Here is a 19,777-nt window from a genome sequence, read left to right as displayed (position 1 = left end):
AAAGCAGGTGGCTTTTGTGTACAGGAAGTACTTATCCTCGAATGCCATGGATGGTATAGGAGAGGAGTTGCGTTTGGCGTTGTCCCGTCCTGAGATAAGGTGGGAGCATCACTTAAAATAGGCATAAATGCCATTCTTAGCGGTAAAGAGTCGACGTCGGTCGATAAATGTTCCAGACAATATCGACACTTCCGCCATCCTTGACGGTCGCCCGCCACTGAGCTTGGCCAGAAACTGCATCCATGCGTTTCAGGCATTCGGCACTTCTGACGTTAACAAATGCCTTGATGGCATGGATGCCAAAGAAAGGCTACGTGCCTTGGCTCCAGTTTCGTAACAAGCTACTCGGGCTACATAGCCCTTGAATACGTTGTATCCAAAGCAGGGCTTCTTCGCCTCCATGTGTTCGCTGCGCGAACTACGAGAGTCGCTCATTCCCTGGCGCTAACTCCCTGTCACTAATACTAAATATTTATACCGTTCGATATAATATGCCGAAAAGTTTTAACATATTAGCTTGAGTCGCTAGACATTTGTATCTAGCTAGGTAGTCTAAGAGTCCTCAAATGGACTGGAGAAGAGTGCTTAATGAATTTGGCTAACCTTTATTATGTTTACGATCCTATGTGTAGTTGGTGCTGGGGTTATAGGCCGACTTGGTTAGCACTAGAGTCACAACTGCAGACTGCTCATCCAGAACTTAATATTGAGTATCGCTTGGGGGGCTTAGCGCCTGACTGCGATGATCCTATGCCCGATGAGATGCAACAATTTTTACAGCGAACATGGCACCAGATTGCCGAGCAGCTAGACACTCAATTCAATTTCGACTTTTGGCAAAACTGTCAGCCTCGTCGCTCAACCTATCCCGCTTGCCGCGCAGCGTTGTTAGCTAGAGAAGTTGGTCTGGAGCAAGAGATGATCTTAGCGATTCAGCAGGCCTACTATCTCGAGGCTAAAAATCCTTCCGATAACGTTACCCTAATCGAGCTTGCTGTGGGCTTGGGCTTAGATGAGGAGTTATTTACTAAGGAACTACTGAGTGACACAACCAAGGTAAGATTAGATGAGGAGATCAGTCGTACTCGACACCTGCCTATCCAAGGGTTTCCCTCGTTAGTGCTACTGGTGAATGGTGAGTTTTTTCTTGTTGAGCTTGATTATCAACATTGGCAGACAAGCTATCAGCAGATCAGAAGCTTATTAACTGACTAGTCGTTATTCTCTAGCTTCTAGTTCTAGTTTCTAGTCGCGGTTATTCAATACAGCTTACCCTGTCATCACTCTTGATGGTCAGTTCTAGTACCTTCATATATTGATCATTGGTCACCTTGCCACAGCGGCCACTAATATATGTCCCCGATGATAAGCGAATGCGGTAAGCATAATCGCCATCAGATTGGTCAGTGCTATGGTGAATACGCATAGTCTGTTTGGGGCCGATATTATCAAATACTAAGTTATTGCTTGGTAGGCTGACTTCGACTCTCGTGAGCAGCTGCCCTGACTGATTGATGACCTTTACGCTAGGCATGATAAACAGGTAGGCGTGGTAACCAATAAATAGGCATACAAATGAAAAAGCCAAAAACTGTAGGCAAGTTCGCATCAATTCTCCTAATGACCACAGTCGATATTGAGGCTGAGTCATAATGATTTAGCTGCAATAAGTATAGAAAATGCTGTCGTTATTTCATTCTATTTAGCGACTTTTTAATTAATATCGTATTCGTTTAGCCACGAGCGATTGTCAGGTCGGAAATATAACCATGCTCAGTACTTTGCAGCGCTTGCTTTAGCATGCCTGCGGCTTCGTCGGCGCTCATAAAGTTGCTGGTGTTGGCCGCCCTACCACTGTTGGGCCAAAAGTCAGTGTCCATACCGCCAGGATAGACAGCAATCAGTTTCATCGGGCTGTTCTTCAGTTCTAACCGCACGGACTCGATCAAGGCTTTGACCGCCCATTTAGCTGCGCAGTAGGTTGACTCTTCGGCTTTTGGTACCAGTGCTGCCGTCGACATCACGATGACAAGTGTTACCGTTTGCTCTCTATAGCGCTTGACCGCTTCGCGCAGCAAGAAGATTGCCGAAGTCACATTGTTATTGAGTAGGTCTTTAATCGCTTCTGGAGACTGAGTGTCGATAGGGCCAAAATAGCCGCTACCAGCGCTATGAATAATCATAGACGGGGTCTGCGGCAGGGTATCGAATAGGGTTTCGACCGCAACCGCATCACTCAGATCGGTGACTTGTGCCTGACAAGGATAAGTAATGGATTTAGCAACTTGCTGTAGACGCTCGCTATTACGACCACTGATACAAATTGCTTGCTCTTCGCCATAACACTTGGCGAGCGCTGCGCCTAATCCGCTGCTGGCACCTGTAATGAGTATCATAGTGGTCCTTATTGTTTGCTAACGATTTGCTGTTTCTATCTTGGTTCTTTTAGCCCTCTTGATTAAGTGGACTTATTCGATCTCAAGAATGGCTTGTTCGAAGTCAATCTGCTGGCCATCTTCAACCAAGATGGCACTGATCACACCGGATTTATCGGCAGTGATTCGATTGTTCATTGTCATGGCTTCGATAATACACACTACATCGCCAGCCATTACTTTTTGGTCGATAACACAAAGTGGCGCTTGGCTCGTCTTGTCGGTTAAATGAATCGTACCGACCATGGGCGAGAGCAGTTGGTGGGGGAAGCCTTCGTCATTATCGTCGCGACCGCCTAGGTGTGGTCGAGGCGTTGCTGGTGCAACGCTGCTAGCAGGTGCCAAGAAAGTCTGGGTGTTAGCCGGTATAGGCACTGGGCTGTGGCGACAGATCCGTACCGACTCTTCACCTTCTTTTATCTCAAGTTCGGCAATATCAGACTCTTGTACAAGTTCGATAAGCTTCTTGATCTTGCGAATATCCATAGCTTGTTTTAAACCTTATTTATCAGCCGCATTAATGCGTGCAATCGCGGCTTGTAGCGCAAATTGGTAGCCTTGAGCACCTAAGCCACAGATCACCCCGATGGCTTTATCGGAAAAGTAGGAGTGATGACGAAAAGGCTCACGGCTGTGCACGTTAGAAAGGTGCACTTCTATATAAGGGATAGCGACACCGAGCAGGGCATCTCTTAGTGCAACGCTGGTATGGGTAAAGGCCGCAGGGTTGATTATCACCATATCGGCGTCACTGTTGTGAATAGCCTCGATAAGCAAGTGCTCGGCGTTAGATTGAATATGCTCTAACTGCACCCCCTCCAGGGCTGCACTTTGCTTAAGTTCATCGACGATCTGCTCTAGGGTGTGGTGACCATAATGGCCGGGTTCACGGCGTCCGAGTAGGTTTAAGTTGGGGCCATTAACTAATAAGATCTTGGGTTGGCTGCTCATGAAGATTCCCTTGGAAAACAGTGTTAGTGTGCGCTTGCCTTGATTTCAACAAAAAACAACGCGGTTGTCGAACCTTACATGGTGAAAGTGCTAATTATTCAGACCGATTCTATAAAGTTAATAGCTTAGATTTCATAGCATAGATTTAACAACACAGGTTTAATAACCGGATTTGTTTTGCCGCAGGGCTTTAGTTGCCCCTTTCTGTTTCTTTGCATCGACTCGGCGGCGTTGGCTACCTTTTGTGGGTTTGGTTGCAATACGCTTTTTCTGCACCGTATTCACACTCGCAATAAGGGCGATAAACTGCTCAAGCGCGGTTTGGCGATTAAAATCTTGGCTGCGACTCTGCTGACATTTAATGATGATCTTTCCGCTTTTAGTGATGCGGTGATCAGCTTTGGCGAGTAAACGCTGCTGGTAGTATTCAGGTAGAGAGGAGGTTTTGATATCAAAGATCAGCTGCGCGGCAGTAGACACCTTATTTAGGTGCTGTCCACCAGCACCACTTGAGCGGATAAACTGCCACTCGAGTTCGCTATCTTGGATAGATACTGAGTTGGAGATTTTTATTAACGCCAAAAATTCACATCCCTTGCTATCTGTGCGCCGATATATCAATTTCTAGCACAGACTTAAATTGCCTTAGGCCAATATTAACAGACTTTTAGCCTAAATAAGGGCTTGGTCTACTTTTCCTTCACGGCGAGTTTGCTATTATCAAGCAATATTGAAGCGATGATTGCTTCAGCGATTTTGTGTTACGGAGCCTATTTATGCTGTGTAAGATCCCTGATATTGCCAAGGGCGTGATTAGTTTATTTGCCAGTGGGCGCTTATCTACCGAAGATTATCGCGAGATAATGCAGCCACAGATTGAAAGTTATCGTAAGAGCACGGGTAAGACTTACATCTATGTTGAGGCAGATGTGTTACTCGAGGGATGGCAACATCAATCCTTAGCGGGAAGTGGTCAGGTGCAATTACCAAATTTCGATGCTTTAGTATTGGTTGGCGGACCTGACTGGTTTGGTAATGCTGTTAGACTCATGGGGCCGTTTATGCAAGGCGAGGTGGCCTGGTATCCCCTAGAGCAAAAAGCGTTAGCCATACAATGGATAGCTGCGCGTACAGATTCGTGCAATTAGTTTTGAACGCAAATTTTGTTATCATTGGGCGAGATTGCTTTTAAATATACTTAAAAAAATAGAAGGATTTACAAATGTCTTTATCTAAACTGTCAGGATTGTCGTTGGTTTGTGCATTGATTTTTGGTCTTAGTGCATGTGCACCAGAGGTTGGCAGCGAAGCATGGTGTAAGCAGATGAAAGAGAAGCCATCGGGCGATTGGAGTGCTAATGAAGCTAGCGATTATGCAAAGCATTGTGTATTTAAATAAATATCAATAGTTTACTCGACTCACATTGAAAATGAGAGCAAGTTCACTAAGAGCCAGATATTATCTTGTTCAAAGTGAACTTTGAGTTATCATGCGAGTCATATCAGTTAGATGCGTTAATTGTAAGATTTATAAACTAAATTTATAGGTGCGACTTGCGTTTATTTACTCCTCAATCTCTTTATAAAATGGCAGCTCTGCTGATTGCCGTTGTTCTCCTGCAGTTTGCAGGCGGCAACATTGGCGCTCACCAGTTGCATTTAGGAGATCATGAGGAAGAAAGCGCACCGCATCCACATGTGCAGTTTACCGCCGACGTGATTACGTTAGCCGAGTGTGTAGATTGTACCTGTGCGTTAGATCCTCAAGACAATATGAGTGTCGACGAGCCTGCCCATAGCCACACCGTGAGTAAAACCGAATCTAAAAACTTCGATCTCTGTTTAGACTGCCCCTGTCATGGCGGTCATGTGACGACCATGTCGATTGTTTCTATGGTGCCATCTGTGCCTGTGAGCGATGAGTTAAACAGTATCGATGCGCAATACCTTCCACCAGAGCAACTCCCGGACTACCGTCCTCCTATCGTTTAACCCTATCGGGGTTTAAGTTTGGCAAGATGACTTTTGCATCTCTTGGTGTATGTCATTAAACGCTTAACTTTCTCTTCGTTAAATCTATATCAAAATTACTGTGTGAATCTTGCTGTGATTGGCCACAAATTGATGCTGTGCATCTGTTTGGTCGGTTAAGTAGTGATATCCACGCGATTGTTATATCGATTTATACCCGAGCAATAGTGACTCAACATAAGCGCAATAAATTGCCTCTTGGCAACGCGTTAGATATTTGAGTTAAAGTAATTGCCGGGTCGATAGGATCCGCGATGAAAAAAACCATAATCGCCAGTCTGTTGTTAGGCCTTTTGGCTGGAACGACAACGGCTGCTCAAGTTATTGCTGCAGAGTCGAATCTGGATGAAGCAATGACTCAGACCCAGGTAAGCGCCACTGTCATGAATGTCGGCCAGTTTAGCGACTGGCTGCCACAAGTGATGCAACGCTTTAACAGCCTGCCAGAAGTGCAAGCCCAAGCGGCGCGTCGTCAACAAGCTCAGTTGAGTATTGAAGCGGCAGATCAAGCTGTCTATAACCCCGAGCTGGGTTTGGGTTATCAAAATGCCAGTGAAGATACCTATAGCTTAGACATCAGTCAGACCATCGACTGGGGCGATAAGCGTGGGGTAGCGACGCGTATCGCCCAGCTCGAGAGTGAGATCTTACTCTCTAGCATAGAGCTTGAGCGTAACCAGATGTTAGCCGAAAGATTACAGGCGCTAATCAACCAGAGTCAGGCTCGTAAGGCATTAGAGTTTCAACAGCAGCAGTTCAAAATTGCTAAGGCTCAGCTAGATATTGCTCGCCAGCGCACCGAGGTGGGTGATATGTCGAGCGTCGAGTTGCAGCTGATGCAACTCGATGTGGCCAGTAATGCTGCCGATTATGCTCTGGCAGAGCAAGCCTCTATCGTTGCCGATGGCGCAGTGTTAGTCCTATTTGGCGAGTTTGATTTGCCTTTCGAGGATTTCGTTAACGCACTGACGCTACAAGCTAGCCATATCCAAGTTTCTCCACAGCTTCCTGCACTTAAGAGTGCCTATCAGCAAGTGCTGATGGCCAAGGTGGCTACCCAGCAAGCCAAAGCTGACAGCAGCGCCGATCCTAGTATCAGTCTTAGCGCCGAACGCGAAGGCGAGGAGAATAAGTTTGGCGTCGGAGTGTCGATTCCACTACAGATCCGCAACAACTACAGCGAGGCTATAGCCGTTGCTAATCAAGGTGTTGTGATTGCAGAGCAGACCTACTTAGCGGCTGAGCGCGGATTACTGCAACAGCAGAAGCAATTTTCGTTAAGCCTTCCAAGATTAACCCAGCGCTACCAAGACTGGAGCGAGTTGGTACTGAGCTCAGGTTCAAAAGCGGCTAGCTCATTGTCTCAACAGTGGCAGGCTGGCGACATCAGCACAAGTGACTACCTACAAAGCCAAAGACAGATGAGCGGCAGCTATTTAGCGGGTTTAGCGCTCGAGTCAGCCCTTTATGAAAGCTGGTTAAGCTGGATGGGAGCGAGTGGACAATTGGAAGGCTATCTCAATAGTCAATTATCGACTCAAGGCGGCTCGGCTGCTGGACAGATAAATTAAGGCTTTGATTATGAAAACGAACAATAAAAAAACGGTACAAACAATGATGCTTAATAACAGCACGGCTAAATCTCGCTTATTCGATCTTAATGCGATTACTCGCGCCATGAGCTTCGGTTTCTTAATGAGCCTCACCACAGCATTGGTACTCCCTGCGATTGCCACGGCAGGCGACGGTCATGCGCACGGCGCTGAAGAGCAGGTTTTAGTGAAAGTACAAGGCGATGAGCATGACCATGCTGCAGAAGAAACTGCACATGATGATAGTCACGACCATAATGCAAAAGAAGCAGAAGCGCACGAAGATAGCCATGATCATGAGGCCGAAGAAGTAAAAGCTAAAGATGACGGCCATGGTCACGGCGCAGAAGAAGCAAAAGAAGGCGAGGAAGATGTTCACGGTATCGAGCTAACCCCGGAGCAGTTAGCACTGGCCAAGATTGAAGTGGCTCAGTTGAGTGAGCAGACATTCAGCCTAGAAGATGTGGCTACGGCGACATTGGTGGTTGATAGAGACAGAACCGTGACCATTGCGCCCCAGGTGGATGTTCGCGTGCTGAAAAGAAATGTGGTGCCGGGTCAAGAAGTGGCTCAGGGCGATGTGCTGTTGACCTTAGGTGGCGTCGCGGTTGCACAGGCGCAAGCCGACTATATCAATGCTGCGGCAGAGTGGAGCCGAGTGAAGCGTATGAGTGCTAGCGCCGTGAGTGCTAGCCGTCGTTTACAGGCGCAAGTGGATGCCGAGCTTAAGCGAGCCATTCTAGAAGCGATGAAGATGACACCAACGCAAATTAAGGCACTGGCTAATGCTCCTGAAACTATCGGTAGTTATCAGCTAATCGCGCCGATAAGCGGTCGTGTGCAGCAAGATATCGCCTTGCTAGGTCAAATCGTGCCAGCGGGTACGGCATTGATGCAGTTAACCGATGAGTCACACCTTTGGGTGGAAGCCGAGCTAACCCCAACACAAGCTGAGAAGGTGAGTCTAGGCAGCAAAACCGTGGTTAAAGTGGGTGATAAGAGTATCGAAGGCACCATTATCGGTCGTTCACATGAGCTTGATAGTGTAACGCGTACCGAGCAGATCTTAGTGGCGTTTGAAAACGCGGGTCACGTGCTACACGCTGGTCAATTTGCTGAGCTGTACCTACCGGATGCGTCTCAAGGCGGAGTGATCTTACCGGATTCGGCACTGACTCGTAGCAGCGATGGTCATTGGCAGGTGTTTATCGAAGGCGAAGAGGGCTTCGAGGCATTAGAGGTTGAAGTGGTTGAGCGTCAGCGTGGCATGAACTTGGTTCGTGGCTTGGCTAAAAATGCCAAGGTTGTCGTCTCAGGTGCGTTTTTCCTAGCCTCTGAACAGGCTAAATCTGGTTTCGATATCCACAATCACTAAGAGGCGGCTGCAATGTTACAAAAACTCATAGACGTTGCCGTTCGCAACCGTCTAATGGTGGTATTGGCACTTATCGGTGCCGTTATTGCCAGTGTAGCCATGCTACCAAAACTAAACTTAGACGCCTTTCCTGATGTAACCAACGTACAGGTAACGGTCAACACCGCCGCCGAAGGCTTAGCGGCAGAAGAAGTTGAGAAGCTGATCAGTTACCCGGTTGAGTCGGCGATGTACGCCCTGCCAGCGGTAACCGAGGTACGTTCACTTTCGCGTACAGGTTTGTCGATTGTGACTGTGGTATTTGCCGAAGGCACGGATATTTACTTCGCGCGTCAGCAGGTGTTTGAACAGTTACAGGCGGCGCGTGAGATGATCCCTGACGGGGTCGGTGTGCCTGAGATTGGCCCGAATACTTCGGGACTGGGTCAAATCTATCAATATATTCTGCGCGCAACCCCCGAGTCGGGCGTTAATGCATCTGAGCTTCGTAGCATTAACGACTACATGGTAAAACTTATCATGATGCCTGTTGGCGGCGTGACTGAAGTTTTATCTTTTGGTGGAGAAGTACGTCAGTATCAAGTGCAAATTGAGCCAAACAAACTACTGAGTTACGGTTTATCAATGGCGCAGGTGACTAGCGCACTTGAGAGCAATAACCGTAACGCCGGTGGCTGGTTTATGGATCAGGGCCAAGAGCAGTTGGTGGTTCGAGGCTATGGCTTGTTACCCGCTGGTGACGCAGGTCTTAAGGCCATCGCACAAATTCCACTAACCGAAGTTGCTGGTACGCCTGTTCGTGTGGGTGATATCGCTAAAGTGGATTACGGCAGCGAAATACGTGTTGGTGCGGTGACCATGACTCGTCGTGATGAGGCGGGCAAGGCTCAAGACTTAGGTGAAGTCGTTGCAGGCGTAGTGCTTAAGCGCATGGGCGCTAACACTAAAGAAACCATCGACGATATCAGTGCTCGTACGGCGATGATTGAGCAGGCGCTACCGGATGGTGTGTCGTTTGAAGTCTTCTATGACCAATCTGATCTAGTGAATCAAGCGGTAACGACAGTACGTGACGCTTTGCTGATGGCATTTGTGTTTATCGTGGCGATCTTGGCATTGTTCCTGGTCAATATCCGCGCGACCATGCTGGTTCTGCTGTCAATTCCGGTTTCTATCGGCTTAGCATTGTTAGTGATGTCTTACTTTGGCATGTCAGCTAACTTGATGTCGTTAGGCGGCTTAGCCGTAGCTATCGGTATGCTGGTGGATGGCTCGGTGGTGATGGTGGAAAACATCTTTAAACATCTAACTCAATCGAGTAAGCGTGAAGGTGCAGATACATCATCAAGCTCTGATATCGTTGGCCAAGTCATGTTGGCTGCAAAAGAGGTGTGTAGCCCAATCTTCTTCGCAACCGCGATCATCATAGTGGTGTTTGCGCCGTTATTCGCGCTTGAAGGGGTTGAAGGTAAGTTATTCCAGCCGATGGCGGTGAGTATCATTCTGGCGATGCTCTCAGCCTTATTGGTAGCCTTGATAGCTGTACCAGCGCTTGCGGTATACCTATTTAAGCGTGGCGTGGTATTGAGAGAAAGTGCGGTACTTAAGCCTATTGAATCGGTTTATCGTAAGCTTTTAAGCTCAACTATGGCGCATCCTAAAGTGGTGGTGATCACCGCGGTGGTGATGTTTGCTATGAGCATGATGTTACTGCCAAGGCTCGGTACTGAGTTCGTGCCAGAGCTAGAAGAGGGCACGATTAACTTACGTGTGACTCTAGCGCCAACGGCAAGTCTTGCAACCTCGTTAGATGTGGCGCCTAAGCTTGAGGCACTACTACTTGATTTCCCAGAAGTGGACTATGCCCTTAGTCGTATCGGCGCCGCTGAGTTGGGTGGCGATCCTGAGCCGGTGAATAACATCGAGATCTATATCGGTCTTAAGCCTGTGAATGAGTGGGTTAGTGCGAGCGATCGCTTTGAGCTACAACGTAAGATGGAGGAGAAACTTAATGTCTATCCTGGTCTGTTGTTTACTTTTTCTCAGCCAATTGCGACTCGCGTCGATGAGTTGTTGTCGGGGGTGAAGGCTCAACTTGCGATTAAGATCTTTGGCCCAGACTTAGACGTATTGTCTGAGCGGGGTCAGGTGCTAACCGAGCTAGTGTCACAGATCCCGGGTGCGGTAGATGTGTCACTGGAGCAAGTGACAGGTGAAGCTCAGCTAGTGGTACGCCCTAAGCGTGATCAGTTGGCGCGTTATGGCATCAGTGTCGACGAAATCATGGCACTGGTTAGCCAAGGTGTGGGCGGTGCGAGTGCAGGTCAGGTGATTGACGGCAACGCCAGGTACGACATCTACGTGCGTTTAGCCGAGCAGTATCGTAGCTCGCCAGATATCTTGGAAGATCTACTGCTAACGGGCGTAAGTGGTGCAACAGTGCGTCTTGGCGAAGTGGCCGATGTCGTGATTGAGATGGCGCCGCCGAACATTCGCCGCGATGATGTTCAACGCCGAGTGGTGGTGCAGGCTAACGTGTCAGACCGTGATATGGGCTCAGTGGTAAACGACATTTATGCCATCGTGCCTAAGGCTGAACTACCACCAGGTTATACCGTTGTGGTGGGTGGCCAGTATGAGAACCAGCAGCGTGCACAGCAGAAGTTGATGCTAGTGGTGCCTGTCTCTATCGGTTTGATTGCCTTGCTACTCTTCTTCTCATTTGGTTCGGTGAAACAGGTCGGCCTGATTATGGCTAACGTACCTTTAGCACTGATTGGTGGTGTCGTCGCTCTGTTTGCCAGTGGCACTTACCTGTCGGTCCCGAGTTCTATCGGCTTTATCACCCTATTTGGTGTGGCGGTGCTAAACGGGGTGGTGTTGGTGGACTCGATAAACCAGCGCCGAGCCAGCGTTAAACAAGAAACCGATGAGTCACTCTATGAGGCCGTGTACGAAGGTACCGTAGGACGTTTGCGTCCAGTATTGATGACGGCGCTGACTTCTGCGCTGGGCTTAATTCCTATTTTAGTGTCTTCGGGAGTCGGTAGTGAGATCCAGCAGCCACTGGCTGTGGTGATTATCGGTGGTCTGTTTAGTTCGACGGCATTGACCCTACTTGTGTTACCAACGCTTTACCGTTGGTTATATCAAGGCCGTAAGTAATAGGTGTTTGTCTGCGGCTCACGAGAGCCGCAGACAGACTGTAGCAATATATTGATTGAATTGATTCTTTACTAGGGACAGTAGAGAGGGCTTGATAATGGCGGTGACGCATTAGTCTGCCATCACCGCTCCATCTTGTGTTTTTGATACGGTTTGCGAGTCGTTAAATGCTGCTTTGTTTATTAAGGCGCGAGCTGAAGTTGAGTTTGCGGTTATGCCTAACCACCTGAATGACGAAGTACTCATTTGAGCTGGCTTATTTAGTACGCGGAGCAGGACTGCTCCGCATTTTCTATCATCCTCTCGGCCAAAGAAGCCGCCTTAGATACCAAGGAATAAAAAATAAAGCGAAGCACAAGGTATACAAAGCGCTGAAAAGAGGGCTATCACCCCGCCTTGGCCTGTAATAAGTGTTATAGCCCGAGTAACCTATGAGGGCATAACAAAACCCCACACTCCCCGATAAAAGCAATAGCGCTTCAGTTAGCCCCTCATTTTGTGAGGCTAAATACATAAATAAAGCCATAGGCAATACCATCAACAAGCTGCCAATCAGCTTTGCAAAAAATTCTTTCGCTACGAATCTGCGCATAAAAAACACCTAAAGTTCCCTTTTAATCGACCTTAGCACACCCCTCTATCACTTGTTAACTGGCGTAAAAAAGTAGTCAAAATCTGCTTAGCTAGAGCTAGTGGGGCGACTCGGTACAAATGATTTAATGAGATTCATCACAAGCGCCGTGCATGACTGCGCAGTCAGCAATATGCCCCGGTTTCCAGTTACGCCCGATAGCAATCTCAACTATCCTTAATGAAGCGCTCAATTTGAGTGGCCGAGAGGTTAAAGCTAAGCTTATGGAGGTAAGGCATGATAATGAGTCGGTTGCGGCCTTTGGGCTGGCAAACTTTGTTGCTGTTTGCTTGCTTAAATCTATTTGCGTTTCAGTTAGCACAGGCTAATCAGTGGGAGGCCGTAGAGACACCCTATGCGAGTCAAGCCAGTGCCATAGGCGGTTACGCTAATGGCTGTCTAAAAGGTGCTGAACCTTTACCGTTAACAGGCAAAGGCTATCAAGTTATCCGTCCTCAGCGACAGAGATACTTTGGGCATCCACAGCTTATCGAATTTATTGAACAGTTTTCCATTAGGCTTAATCGGCAGGGCAGTGATGATATTTTGATTGCTGATATGTCTATGCCTAGGGGAGGCAACTTCACTCACGGCCATAGCAGTCATCAGATCGGGCTGGATGTCGATGTTTGGTTTCAGCAGGCGAGTAAGCCGTTAACCACAGTGGAGTTAGCAAGGCCTACAGCGCTAAAACTCGTCGATAAGAAGCAGTTTACGCTCGACACTCAATTATGGTCGATGCAGCAGACCCAAATGATCAAGCTTGCTGCCGAAGATAGCCGAGTTGCAAGGATCTTTGTTAGCCCAGTGATAAAGCAACATCTGTGTGATTTAGGGTTAGAGAACGATAGCTGGCTTAATAAAGTACGCCCTTGGTGGGGTCATACTTACCATATGCATGTTAGGCTCAGTTGCCCTAGAGACAATCCGCTCTGTCGGGATCAGGCTAAAATTCCCATTGGTAATGGTTGTAATGAGCTTGGCTGGTGGAAAAGCCAGTTGACTCAAACTCAGCCGAAACAAACAACCGTTGCCAAAGCTAACAAGCCTGCCAGTAAGCCAAAAAAGAAAAAAGCCAAGGTAAAACCTAAGCAGTGTTCGCTGATGCTTGCAGCCAAGTAGAGGGGATTTAAATAAACAAGCCGCCAATAGTGATTCATCGGCGGCTTTTGTCTTTCTCTAGTGGTTATTAGCCTATTTGTGAATGGCAGTTTGTGAAAACACTAATGGCTTTACTACGCGCTAATGGCTTAACGCATAGCCGCCTTTCAGATGAGATATGTGTGAGAAGCCTAACCTATGCATAGCTTGGGCGGCGACCATAGAGCGGCTGCCACTGCGGCAAACCAACACCCAAGGCTTATCTTTCTGGTGTTGCTGCTCATGGATAAACTGCACTAGGCGGGTTAGAGGCACATTTTGACTCGAGTCTTGAGAGTGATTTAAGGCATATTCATGGGGCTCACGAATGTCGATTATCTGCACTTCTTCGCTGTTTATCGCGTCGGCTAAACTCTTAGCGTCATACTCATTGATTGCGGATTTATTGCAGCTTCCCACATAGGCTCCACACATGATCTCTGTGCCGACTTCATCATTGAGGTGACTGTCGAGCTGCGCCTTGCGGGCAACGAAATCGGCCAGTGAAACCTGCTCCTTAAGTACGGCATTTAGTAAGGCGTTGCGCGACATTTCTGCCTGTAGATTGGTGGTGAATTCATTATTGTAATCATGGCTGGCACAGATGAGAGTATCTGGGCTTATGGAGCGATTAAGCAACTTAAGACTATCAAATAGTGCCTGACTAGAGCTTGAGTCAAAGTTGGTGCGACCTAGGCTGCCCATTAATATGGTGTCGCCACAGAACGCGAATTTGGCTTGCTGCTGCAGTGACTGACCGGCTAATGGCTTTGGGCACAGGATCAGGCTAATGCTGTCGGCCGTATGCCCCGGAGTCGGCATCTTGACTAATTGCAGTTCACCAATCTCAATAGACTCATATTCAGTGCCTAAATGCTCAACTGTCTGGGTCTGATAGGGCCAGCCCAATATATCGCTATCTTGCTCGGCCAAATAGCGGTTTGCTAATACGTCACGACCAGAGACGTGGTCTGCGTGACCGTGGGTGTCGATAATCGCTTTTACATCGAGTTGCTGGCATTGAAGTAGCGTATCGAGTCTATGTTGTAACTCAGGCAGAGGGTCGATAATCAGTGCCTGCTGGCTACTTTTATCGACATAGACCCAAGTGCAGCTTGCGCCAGAGTTTAGTTGTAATAAGCCATCTAGCGGAGTCTTTTCATCGAGAACACGAGAGTGATCCAGCACCATACAGCTTTGGGTGAGCGCTTGCGATGCGGTTTTAATCCGTTCACATGCAAGGTCAACCTCTGCTTGGGTCATGGCGGGGCCAAATGACATTCTGATAGCCGATTCACTTTGCCAAGTAGGCAGGCCCATAGCATCGAGTACAAAGCTACGGGTCACCTTAGAGCTACAGGCTGAACCAGAGCTAACACGAATATTGGCGGCATCGAACAGGTCCATGATCTCTTTACTGCTAAAACTCGGTACTGCAAAGTTAATCGTAGTAGGCACACTGTGCTCAAAGCTGTTATTAAAGACGATGCGAGGGAAGCATTCGATTAAGGTGTCGGCAATTTGCTGTCGATAACCTTGTAACGTTTGGCTGTCGCTAAAGGCTGAGTCTTGAGGGCGCAGCAACATCTTAAATATAACATTGAGCGCGGCCATGCCAGGCAGGTTCTCGGTACCTGATCGTAGGCCACTCTCTTGACCGCCACCTGCGATAAAGGGAGTGAAGGGCGCGCCGTCACGAATATAAACAAAGCCAATGCCCTTAGGGGCATAGAGTTTATGTCCACTAAAGGGGGCGTAATCTATGCTAGTTTTCCCTAGATTTAGCGCGGTTTTACCCAGAGCTTGTACGCAGTCGACCATCCAGAAAATATTGGGGTTGGCGCTACGAATCGTTTTCTCTAACTGCTGAAGATCTTGAAATACGCCGGTCTCATTGTTCACCGCCATGGTACAGATCATTAAAGCGCTCGGTGCGTGTTGATGAATAAAGTCATCATCTAAGATCCCAAACTTATCGACAGGGATCGCCATGATCTCAGCTGGTATATCTAATACCGCTAGCCAATGCTTAAGGGATTCTGGCACGGCTTTGTGTTCGGTTGCGCCATAGAGCACTTTATAGCTTTGCCCTGTTTGGAGTTGTTTCTTGGCCGCGAATAGCGCCGATAGAATCCCTGTTTGGATCCCTTCGGTCGCGCCACTGGTGAAAATGAGTTTTCCCTCACCGCTTCCTAGCAAGGTCTGTGCTCTTTGGCGAGTCTGCTCCATAAGATCTTTCGCCTTCAGGCCTGTAATATGGCTACTGCTCGGGTTACCAAACAGGGTTTCCATGGCCGAGAGTGCGGCGGAAGCGGCTTCGGGTAGCACGGGAGTGGTCGCATTTGCATCTAGATAGACTTGGGTTAACTCATTGTGGTTATTCATTATTCAAGGCTCGTTGTCGTTATATTTGCTGTTATTTTTATTGTGTAACGCTCTATATTCTTTTTTGGAATATCTAATTCTGCGTGGCTATATTAGCAGCTTGAAAATAATGATCAAGATCACGTTTTTGCCTGGGTAATTCTTGGGGGGAGACGATGAGAAGTGGATAAAGTAAAGCGGGGGCGGCTTGTAGGCAATAAAAAAGCGCCGACTTAGGCGCTTTCTTGAGTCGTTGGGTGACGGCAGTTATACCTTAACTTTAATCACCACTTTTCTCACTTGGCTCTCTGTCGCGCCAGTTCCTGGCATATGGATATCACCAGGGAAGAATAGGGCAAACATGCCCGCCTTTAGCGGAATAAAGGCAGCATTATCTTTATTGGACTCATAATCGTAACCAGCAAAGTCATGTTCAGCATAATAGGCTTTAGAGGGGGTTTGATTGGCCAAAGGCAGGTAACCAAACTCCTCTTCACCACTGACAACATACTGCACATCGATATATTGCTGGTGGGCTTCAAACGCTTGCAGCTCTTTCGGTTGTGTTTGGTAGTCATTAACAATCACAAATAGATCTTTGCCTTCTAGTTCGTACTTGCCGATTTCTAGTTGGCTAAAGTCTGTTGTAGCTAGGTGTTCTAGTGCCCTAGCAATACGTGGATTAATGGCTTTGTAGATGTCGCGGTTAGCTAAAGTATCAACAATCATGATGTTTGCTCAAAATAATGCCTAGTGACCTTTGGTCAGCTGGAACGGTTAGACTTAGATAAACCTGTGAGGTTTGTCATTAATGCTGGCAAGTGTAGCGCTAACTTACCTTGGGTGAAACAAGAGTTGGTCAGCTTATTGCCTGAGTACGCATACAAGTTTAGGCTAGGTGCACGACCACTAAGTTGAGTATTTAAGGAAAAATGTGTCTTCATTACGGTTTATCGCAGGCCCTAAAGCCTTTAAAACGCTGAGCGAAAACGAGTTTAAGCCTGAGCTGTTTACTCAACTTTTGGCCGCATCGGGTGGGCCAAAGTGGATCGGTATCGCAGCGCTAGATCGCTACCTGTTTACTGAATTTTTTAAAGACTTAAATCAGCCACTTCATACTCTTGGGGCTTCATCAGGGGCATGGCGATTAGCGTGTTTAGCGCAGGCCAATCCGAATTCTGCTTATGATCGTTTAGAAGATCTCTATATCGCTCAGCGATACGATACTAAGCCCACGGCGGTAGAAGTATCACAACAGGTGGCAGGAATTATTCAAGGCTTGCTGGGTAGCACTGGTGCAGCCGAGATAGTCAGTCACCCGCAGATCAATAGTCATTATATTGCCTGTCAGGCTCGCCACCTTAATCGCCTTGGTGGACAAGCGCCGCTGGCAGTGGGTTTAGCGACCGCAGCAATGACAAATTTAGTCACACGTAAGAGTTTAGCTTGGCACTTTAAGCGCTGCGTTTTTGGTGTCGAGCAAGGCAATTCACCTTTTGCTGAGCTTAAGGATCTTCCCAGTGAGTTTTATGCTCTGTCGCAGCACAATATCCATCAAGTTTTATTAGCAACAGGGTCTATCCCTTGGGTGTTATCGCCTGTAAAGAGTATTGATGGCGCACCGAAAGGCCATTATTACGATGGAGGGATCACTGACTATCACTTCGACTTACCACTCAAGCACAGCCAAGGCTTGACCTTGTACCCCCATTTTTATCCTAAGATGGCACCGGGCTGGTTCGATAAATCGCTACCTTGGCGTTTGGCTAAGGCTAACTACGATAATGCACTCATCTTAGCGCCCAGTGATACTTACCTACAGAGTCTCCCCTACGGCAAGCTACCCGATAGAGGTGACTTTAAGCATTTAGACAGTGACAGCAGGATTAAATATTGGCAAAAGTCGGCGGCGATGAGTAAAAGCTTAGCCGATGATTTAGCAGAAGTTATTAATAAGGAGCTACTAGCGGAACGTTTAGAAAGGCTATGAAGCTTAACGGTTTTACTGTAATAAACTGCGCTATTACCCTGTCTAATTAGTGAGTGGAGAGTGATTTGACCCGCTGGCTGAAATTTGTGCAGATGCTACACTTTAGCTTTATTGGCAGCTGTAAAAATGATGTGACCTACCTATCAAAGGGGGGAGGTTATTATGCAGACACAAGAGATGGCATTATTGGCGCATGACGCCTTATTGTTGCCCGGAGGGCGGGTCGAGATCCGCGTGATTGCTCCTCGTTGTCTGAATATGATCGCCGAAACCCTCAAGGGGCATTATCCTCTGGTGTTCGGTATGAGCAAAGCCAGTAGTAACCCCCCCTGTTATGAGACTGCTACTCAGTGTGAGGTCATTGATTTTAACCAACTCGATGATGACTCCTTAGGGATCATTCTCGAGGGGAAGCAGAGGGTTAAGATCCTTTCTGCGGCTGAGCGCCGTGATGGAACTTGGATTTGCCGAGTTCTGCCAAGCAACAATTGGCAGCAAGAGCCTATCTATGGTGAGTTTGAGCTTATCAGTGCCGCGCTGCAGCAGTTTTATGAGGTCAACCCTGAACTGTTTGGACTTTATGAAAATGATATCCATCTTGAGGATGCTTCTTGGGTCAGTCAGCGTTGGTTAGAGGTGTTGCCACTGTACAATCAAGATAAATTACGTTTGCTAAACCAGCCTAACTGTCATAAGACGATGAACTTCGTATTAGAGCTAATCAAGTCTCACGCTAGAGACAATTCACACTCTTAGCCTGATTAGAATCGGCTGATTTAGCTCTGCCTGATGTAAAGGGTGGGCTAATTTTGAGAGAGTAGGCTGCTTGGATATCTGCTGGTTTTTGCTAGCGATAGATTTTGATGATCAATAGTTTTTTGATAGTAGACTAAGTTTTGCTAGAGTAGCGCCACTTCTGTTGTTAACCCTGTTATGTTTTGAGTCTTATGAGCTCCTCTGTTCGCGCAACCCAAGCCTCTTATGTGGTGTTACCTGAAACGGTAACCGATAAACCTACCGTGCTTAGCTTCCTTGTGAGTCAATTTCCCGCAATAGCCGAAGCGGTCTGGCGAAAGCGTATTGTTGACGGCAAGGTACATTGGCGAGATGGCGTGCTTATCACGCTTCAAACGGCTTTTATCCCTCGTGAGCGGGTTTACTATTATCGAGAGGTTGAGCAGGAATCATTAATTCCTTTCGAAGAAAAGTGCTTGTTGCAAACAGACGATTTTATGTTGGTCTTTAAGCCGCATTTCTTAGCCGTTAACCCCAGTGGTAATTTCGTCAATGAGTGTTTAGTAAATCGGTTACGCTTAAAAATGGGTCATCAGGAAATTGTTGCGGCTCATCGTCTAGATAGAGCGACAGCGGGCGTGATGTTGCTAAGTCTAAAGAGCGGGACTCGCCATGATTATCACGAGCTGTTTAAGAGCGGTCAGATCCAAAAGACCTATCAAGCAATTGCACCATTAAATAATCAAATCAAACAGATGATAGAAGAAGGGACTTTGGCTCTGCCTATGCATTGGACGGTGAAGAACCGGATCACTAAAACGACTCCTAGTTTTAGAATGTGTATTAGTGAGGGGGAGGCAAATAGCCACTCAGAAATCCGTTTAATCGAGACTGATGCGGGTTATGGTTTGTTCGAGTTAGAGCCTGTCACGGGCAGAACTCATCAATTGAGAGTGCATATGATGAGCTTAGGCATGTCTATTCTCAACGATAGGCTCTATCCGGAATTACTCGATAAAGCGGCTGATGATTTTGCCAAGCCACTTAAGCTAATGGCGAGGCGACTTCGTTTCACCGACCCTATCAGCCATGAGCAAATCGATGTGAGTTGTGACGGCTTTAATCTAAAGGATGAAGTCGGATTGCTATAGTGCGACCTCAGATGGCATTTAGTTGTTATCTTTTATCTTTTAGCTTTTGCTTTTCCGTCTTTGCTTTCTCGGCTTCTCTCCGGCTCTTACCGTCTTAGTTTGTCTCTAGAATCTAGAGCACTCGCATGCTCGTTTCTAGGACGCTTCGCGGCTAGAGGCTAGAGCGGACTGCGTTCTGCTATAAAAGCAAAGGAGAGCATGCTGTTTGTGTTTAGCT

Annotated in this window: 18 protein-coding genes; 11 read left to right on the top strand and 7 right to left on the bottom strand. The window is 47.4% G+C overall.

Annotated elements, in window-relative coordinates; translation table 11 throughout:
• Positions 1-588: 588 nt before the first annotated feature.
• Entirely contained in the window at positions 589-1,215 is a 627-nt protein-coding gene (locus Q1A86_RS07030) for a DsbA family protein (protein ID WP_299804642.1), read from the top strand.
• 40 nt (positions 1,216-1,255) lie between these two features.
• Here Q1A86_RS07030 and Q1A86_RS07025 read toward each other — a convergent pair whose 3' ends face one another.
• The 5 genes from Q1A86_RS07025 to arfB all read right to left on the bottom strand — a co-directional run bounded on the left by Q1A86_RS07025 (position 1,256) and on the right by arfB (position 3,968).
• A complete protein-coding gene (locus Q1A86_RS07025; protein ID WP_299804639.1) occupies positions 1,256-1,609 on the bottom strand; it encodes a hypothetical protein in 354 nt (117 codons plus the stop codon).
• 124 nt (positions 1,610-1,733) lie between these two features.
• A complete protein-coding gene (locus Q1A86_RS07020; protein ID WP_299804637.1) occupies positions 1,734-2,396 on the bottom strand; it encodes an SDR family NAD(P)-dependent oxidoreductase in 663 nt (220 codons plus the stop codon).
• Between the two features lie 72 nt (positions 2,397-2,468).
• The gene (gene accB, locus Q1A86_RS07015) at positions 2,469-2,921 is read right to left on the bottom strand and encodes an acetyl-CoA carboxylase biotin carboxyl carrier protein (protein WP_299804634.1); all 453 of its coding nucleotides are present in this window, start codon (positions 2,919-2,921) and stop codon (positions 2,469-2,471) included.
• A gap of 15 nt (positions 2,922-2,936) precedes the next feature.
• Positions 2,937-3,386, bottom strand: a complete 450-nt coding sequence (gene aroQ / locus Q1A86_RS07010) for a type II 3-dehydroquinate dehydratase (protein WP_299804632.1) — start codon at positions 3,384-3,386, stop codon at positions 2,937-2,939.
• 159 nt (positions 3,387-3,545) lie between these two features.
• Positions 3,546-3,968, bottom strand: coding sequence for an alternative ribosome rescue aminoacyl-tRNA hydrolase ArfB (gene arfB, locus Q1A86_RS07005; protein ID WP_299804630.1), 423 nt, complete (start codon positions 3,966-3,968; stop codon positions 3,546-3,548).
• 194 nt (positions 3,969-4,162) lie between these two features.
• On the opposite strand from arfB, the gene Q1A86_RS07000 reads away from it, so the two are divergent.
• The 7 genes from Q1A86_RS07000 (at position 4,163) to mepA (ending at position 13,302) form a co-directional block, all read left to right on the top strand.
• Positions 4,163-4,534 (top strand): STAS/SEC14 domain-containing protein, encoded by a 372-nt coding sequence (locus Q1A86_RS07000; RefSeq protein ID WP_299804627.1) that lies wholly within the window; start codon positions 4,163-4,165, stop codon positions 4,532-4,534.
• Positions 4,535-4,608: 74 nt separating this feature from the next.
• Positions 4,609-4,785 (top strand): DUF3012 domain-containing protein, encoded by a 177-nt coding sequence (locus tag Q1A86_RS06995; protein ID WP_299804624.1) that lies wholly within the window; start codon positions 4,609-4,611, stop codon positions 4,783-4,785.
• Positions 4,786-4,973: 188 nt separating this feature from the next.
• Positions 4,974-5,378, top strand: coding sequence for a hypothetical protein (locus Q1A86_RS06990; protein WP_299804668.1), 405 nt, complete (start codon positions 4,974-4,976; stop codon positions 5,376-5,378).
• Between the two features lie 293 nt (positions 5,379-5,671).
• Positions 5,672-6,988 (top strand): TolC family protein, encoded by a 1,317-nt coding sequence (locus Q1A86_RS06985; RefSeq protein ID WP_299804621.1) that lies wholly within the window; start codon positions 5,672-5,674, stop codon positions 6,986-6,988.
• 10 nt (positions 6,989-6,998) lie between these two features.
• Positions 6,999-8,384 carry an efflux RND transporter periplasmic adaptor subunit gene (locus Q1A86_RS06980; RefSeq protein ID WP_299804619.1) on the top strand — a complete coding sequence of 462 codons (1,386 nt, stop codon included), beginning with the start codon at positions 6,999-7,001 and terminating at the stop codon, positions 8,382-8,384.
• Between the two features lie 12 nt (positions 8,385-8,396).
• Positions 8,397-11,549 (top strand): CusA/CzcA family heavy metal efflux RND transporter, encoded by a 3,153-nt coding sequence (locus Q1A86_RS06975; RefSeq protein ID WP_299804616.1) that lies wholly within the window; start codon positions 8,397-8,399, stop codon positions 11,547-11,549.
• An 874-nt stretch (positions 11,550-12,423) separates the two neighbouring features.
• Positions 12,424-13,302 (top strand): penicillin-insensitive murein endopeptidase, encoded by an 879-nt coding sequence (gene mepA, locus Q1A86_RS06970; RefSeq protein ID WP_299804614.1) that lies wholly within the window; start codon positions 12,424-12,426, stop codon positions 13,300-13,302.
• Between the two features lie 120 nt (positions 13,303-13,422).
• Here mepA and Q1A86_RS06965 read toward each other — a convergent pair whose 3' ends face one another.
• On the bottom strand, positions 13,423-15,705 hold the full coding sequence (locus tag Q1A86_RS06965) for an aminotransferase class V-fold PLP-dependent enzyme (RefSeq protein WP_299804611.1): 2,283 nt from the start codon (positions 15,703-15,705) through the stop codon (positions 13,423-13,425).
• A gap of 246 nt (positions 15,706-15,951) precedes the next feature.
• Positions 15,952-16,413: a YhcH/YjgK/YiaL family protein gene (locus Q1A86_RS06960; protein ID WP_299804608.1), complete on the bottom strand. Its 462-nt coding sequence runs from the start codon at positions 16,411-16,413 to the stop codon at positions 15,952-15,954.
• Positions 16,414-16,618: 205 nt separating this feature from the next.
• Between Q1A86_RS06960 and Q1A86_RS06955 the strand changes: the two genes are divergently transcribed.
• From Q1A86_RS06955 to Q1A86_RS06945, 3 genes are all read left to right on the top strand, one after another.
• Complete coding sequence (locus Q1A86_RS06955) at positions 16,619-17,674, top strand: patatin-like phospholipase family protein (protein WP_299804606.1); 1,056 nt, start codon at positions 16,619-16,621, stop codon at positions 17,672-17,674.
• Positions 17,675-17,836: 162 nt separating this feature from the next.
• Complete coding sequence (locus Q1A86_RS06950) at positions 17,837-18,430, top strand: LON peptidase substrate-binding domain-containing protein (RefSeq protein ID WP_299804603.1); 594 nt, start codon at positions 17,837-17,839, stop codon at positions 18,428-18,430.
• Between the two features lie 191 nt (positions 18,431-18,621).
• On the top strand, positions 18,622-19,560 hold the full coding sequence (locus tag Q1A86_RS06945; protein ID WP_299804601.1) for a pseudouridine synthase: 939 nt from the start codon (positions 18,622-18,624) through the stop codon (positions 19,558-19,560).
• Positions 19,561-19,777 lie beyond the last annotated feature (217 nt).

Source organism: uncultured Shewanella sp. (assembly GCF_947497935.1).
Taxonomy (GTDB): domain Bacteria; phylum Pseudomonadota; class Gammaproteobacteria; order Enterobacterales; family Shewanellaceae; genus Shewanella.
The sequence above is the reverse complement of the archived record's forward strand: the minus strand, read 5'-3'. Positions and strand labels throughout refer to the sequence as shown.

Bases quoted from the DNA above. Each gene is read 5' to 3' on its own strand.
- Q1A86_RS07030 (WP_299804642.1), top strand. From the start codon at position 589: ATGAATTTGGCTAACCTTTATTATGTTTACGATCCTATGTGTAGTTGG.
- Q1A86_RS07025 (WP_299804639.1), bottom strand. From the start codon at position 1,609: ATGCGAACTTGCCTACAGTTTTTGGCTTTTTCATTTGTATGCCTATTT.
- Q1A86_RS07020 (WP_299804637.1), bottom strand. From the start codon at position 2,396: ATGATACTCATTACAGGTGCCAGCAGCGGATTAGGCGCAGCGCTCGCC.
- accB (WP_299804634.1), bottom strand. From the start codon at position 2,921: ATGGATATTCGCAAGATCAAGAAGCTTATCGAACTTGTACAAGAGTCT.
- aroQ (WP_299804632.1), bottom strand. From the start codon at position 3,386: ATGAGCAGCCAACCCAAGATCTTATTAGTTAATGGCCCCAACTTAAAC.
- Q1A86_RS07000 (WP_299804627.1), top strand. From the start codon at position 4,163: ATGCTGTGTAAGATCCCTGATATTGCCAAGGGCGTGATTAGTTTATTT.
- Q1A86_RS06995 (WP_299804624.1), top strand. From the start codon at position 4,609: ATGTCTTTATCTAAACTGTCAGGATTGTCGTTGGTTTGTGCATTGATT.
- Q1A86_RS06990 (WP_299804668.1), top strand. From the start codon at position 4,974: ATGGCAGCTCTGCTGATTGCCGTTGTTCTCCTGCAGTTTGCAGGCGGC.
- Q1A86_RS06985 (WP_299804621.1), top strand. From the start codon at position 5,672: ATGAAAAAAACCATAATCGCCAGTCTGTTGTTAGGCCTTTTGGCTGGA.
- Q1A86_RS06980 (WP_299804619.1), top strand. From the start codon at position 6,999: ATGAAAACGAACAATAAAAAAACGGTACAAACAATGATGCTTAATAAC.
- Q1A86_RS06975 (WP_299804616.1), top strand. From the start codon at position 8,397: ATGTTACAAAAACTCATAGACGTTGCCGTTCGCAACCGTCTAATGGTG.
- mepA (WP_299804614.1), top strand. From the start codon at position 12,424: ATGAGTCGGTTGCGGCCTTTGGGCTGGCAAACTTTGTTGCTGTTTGCT.
- Q1A86_RS06965 (WP_299804611.1), bottom strand. From the start codon at position 15,705: ATGAATAACCACAATGAGTTAACCCAAGTCTATCTAGATGCAAATGCG.
- Q1A86_RS06960 (WP_299804608.1), bottom strand. From the start codon at position 16,413: ATGATTGTTGATACTTTAGCTAACCGCGACATCTACAAAGCCATTAAT.
- Q1A86_RS06950 (WP_299804603.1), top strand. From the start codon at position 17,837: ATGCAGACACAAGAGATGGCATTATTGGCGCATGACGCCTTATTGTTG.
- Q1A86_RS06945 (WP_299804601.1), top strand. From the start codon at position 18,622: ATGAGCTCCTCTGTTCGCGCAACCCAAGCCTCTTATGTGGTGTTACCT.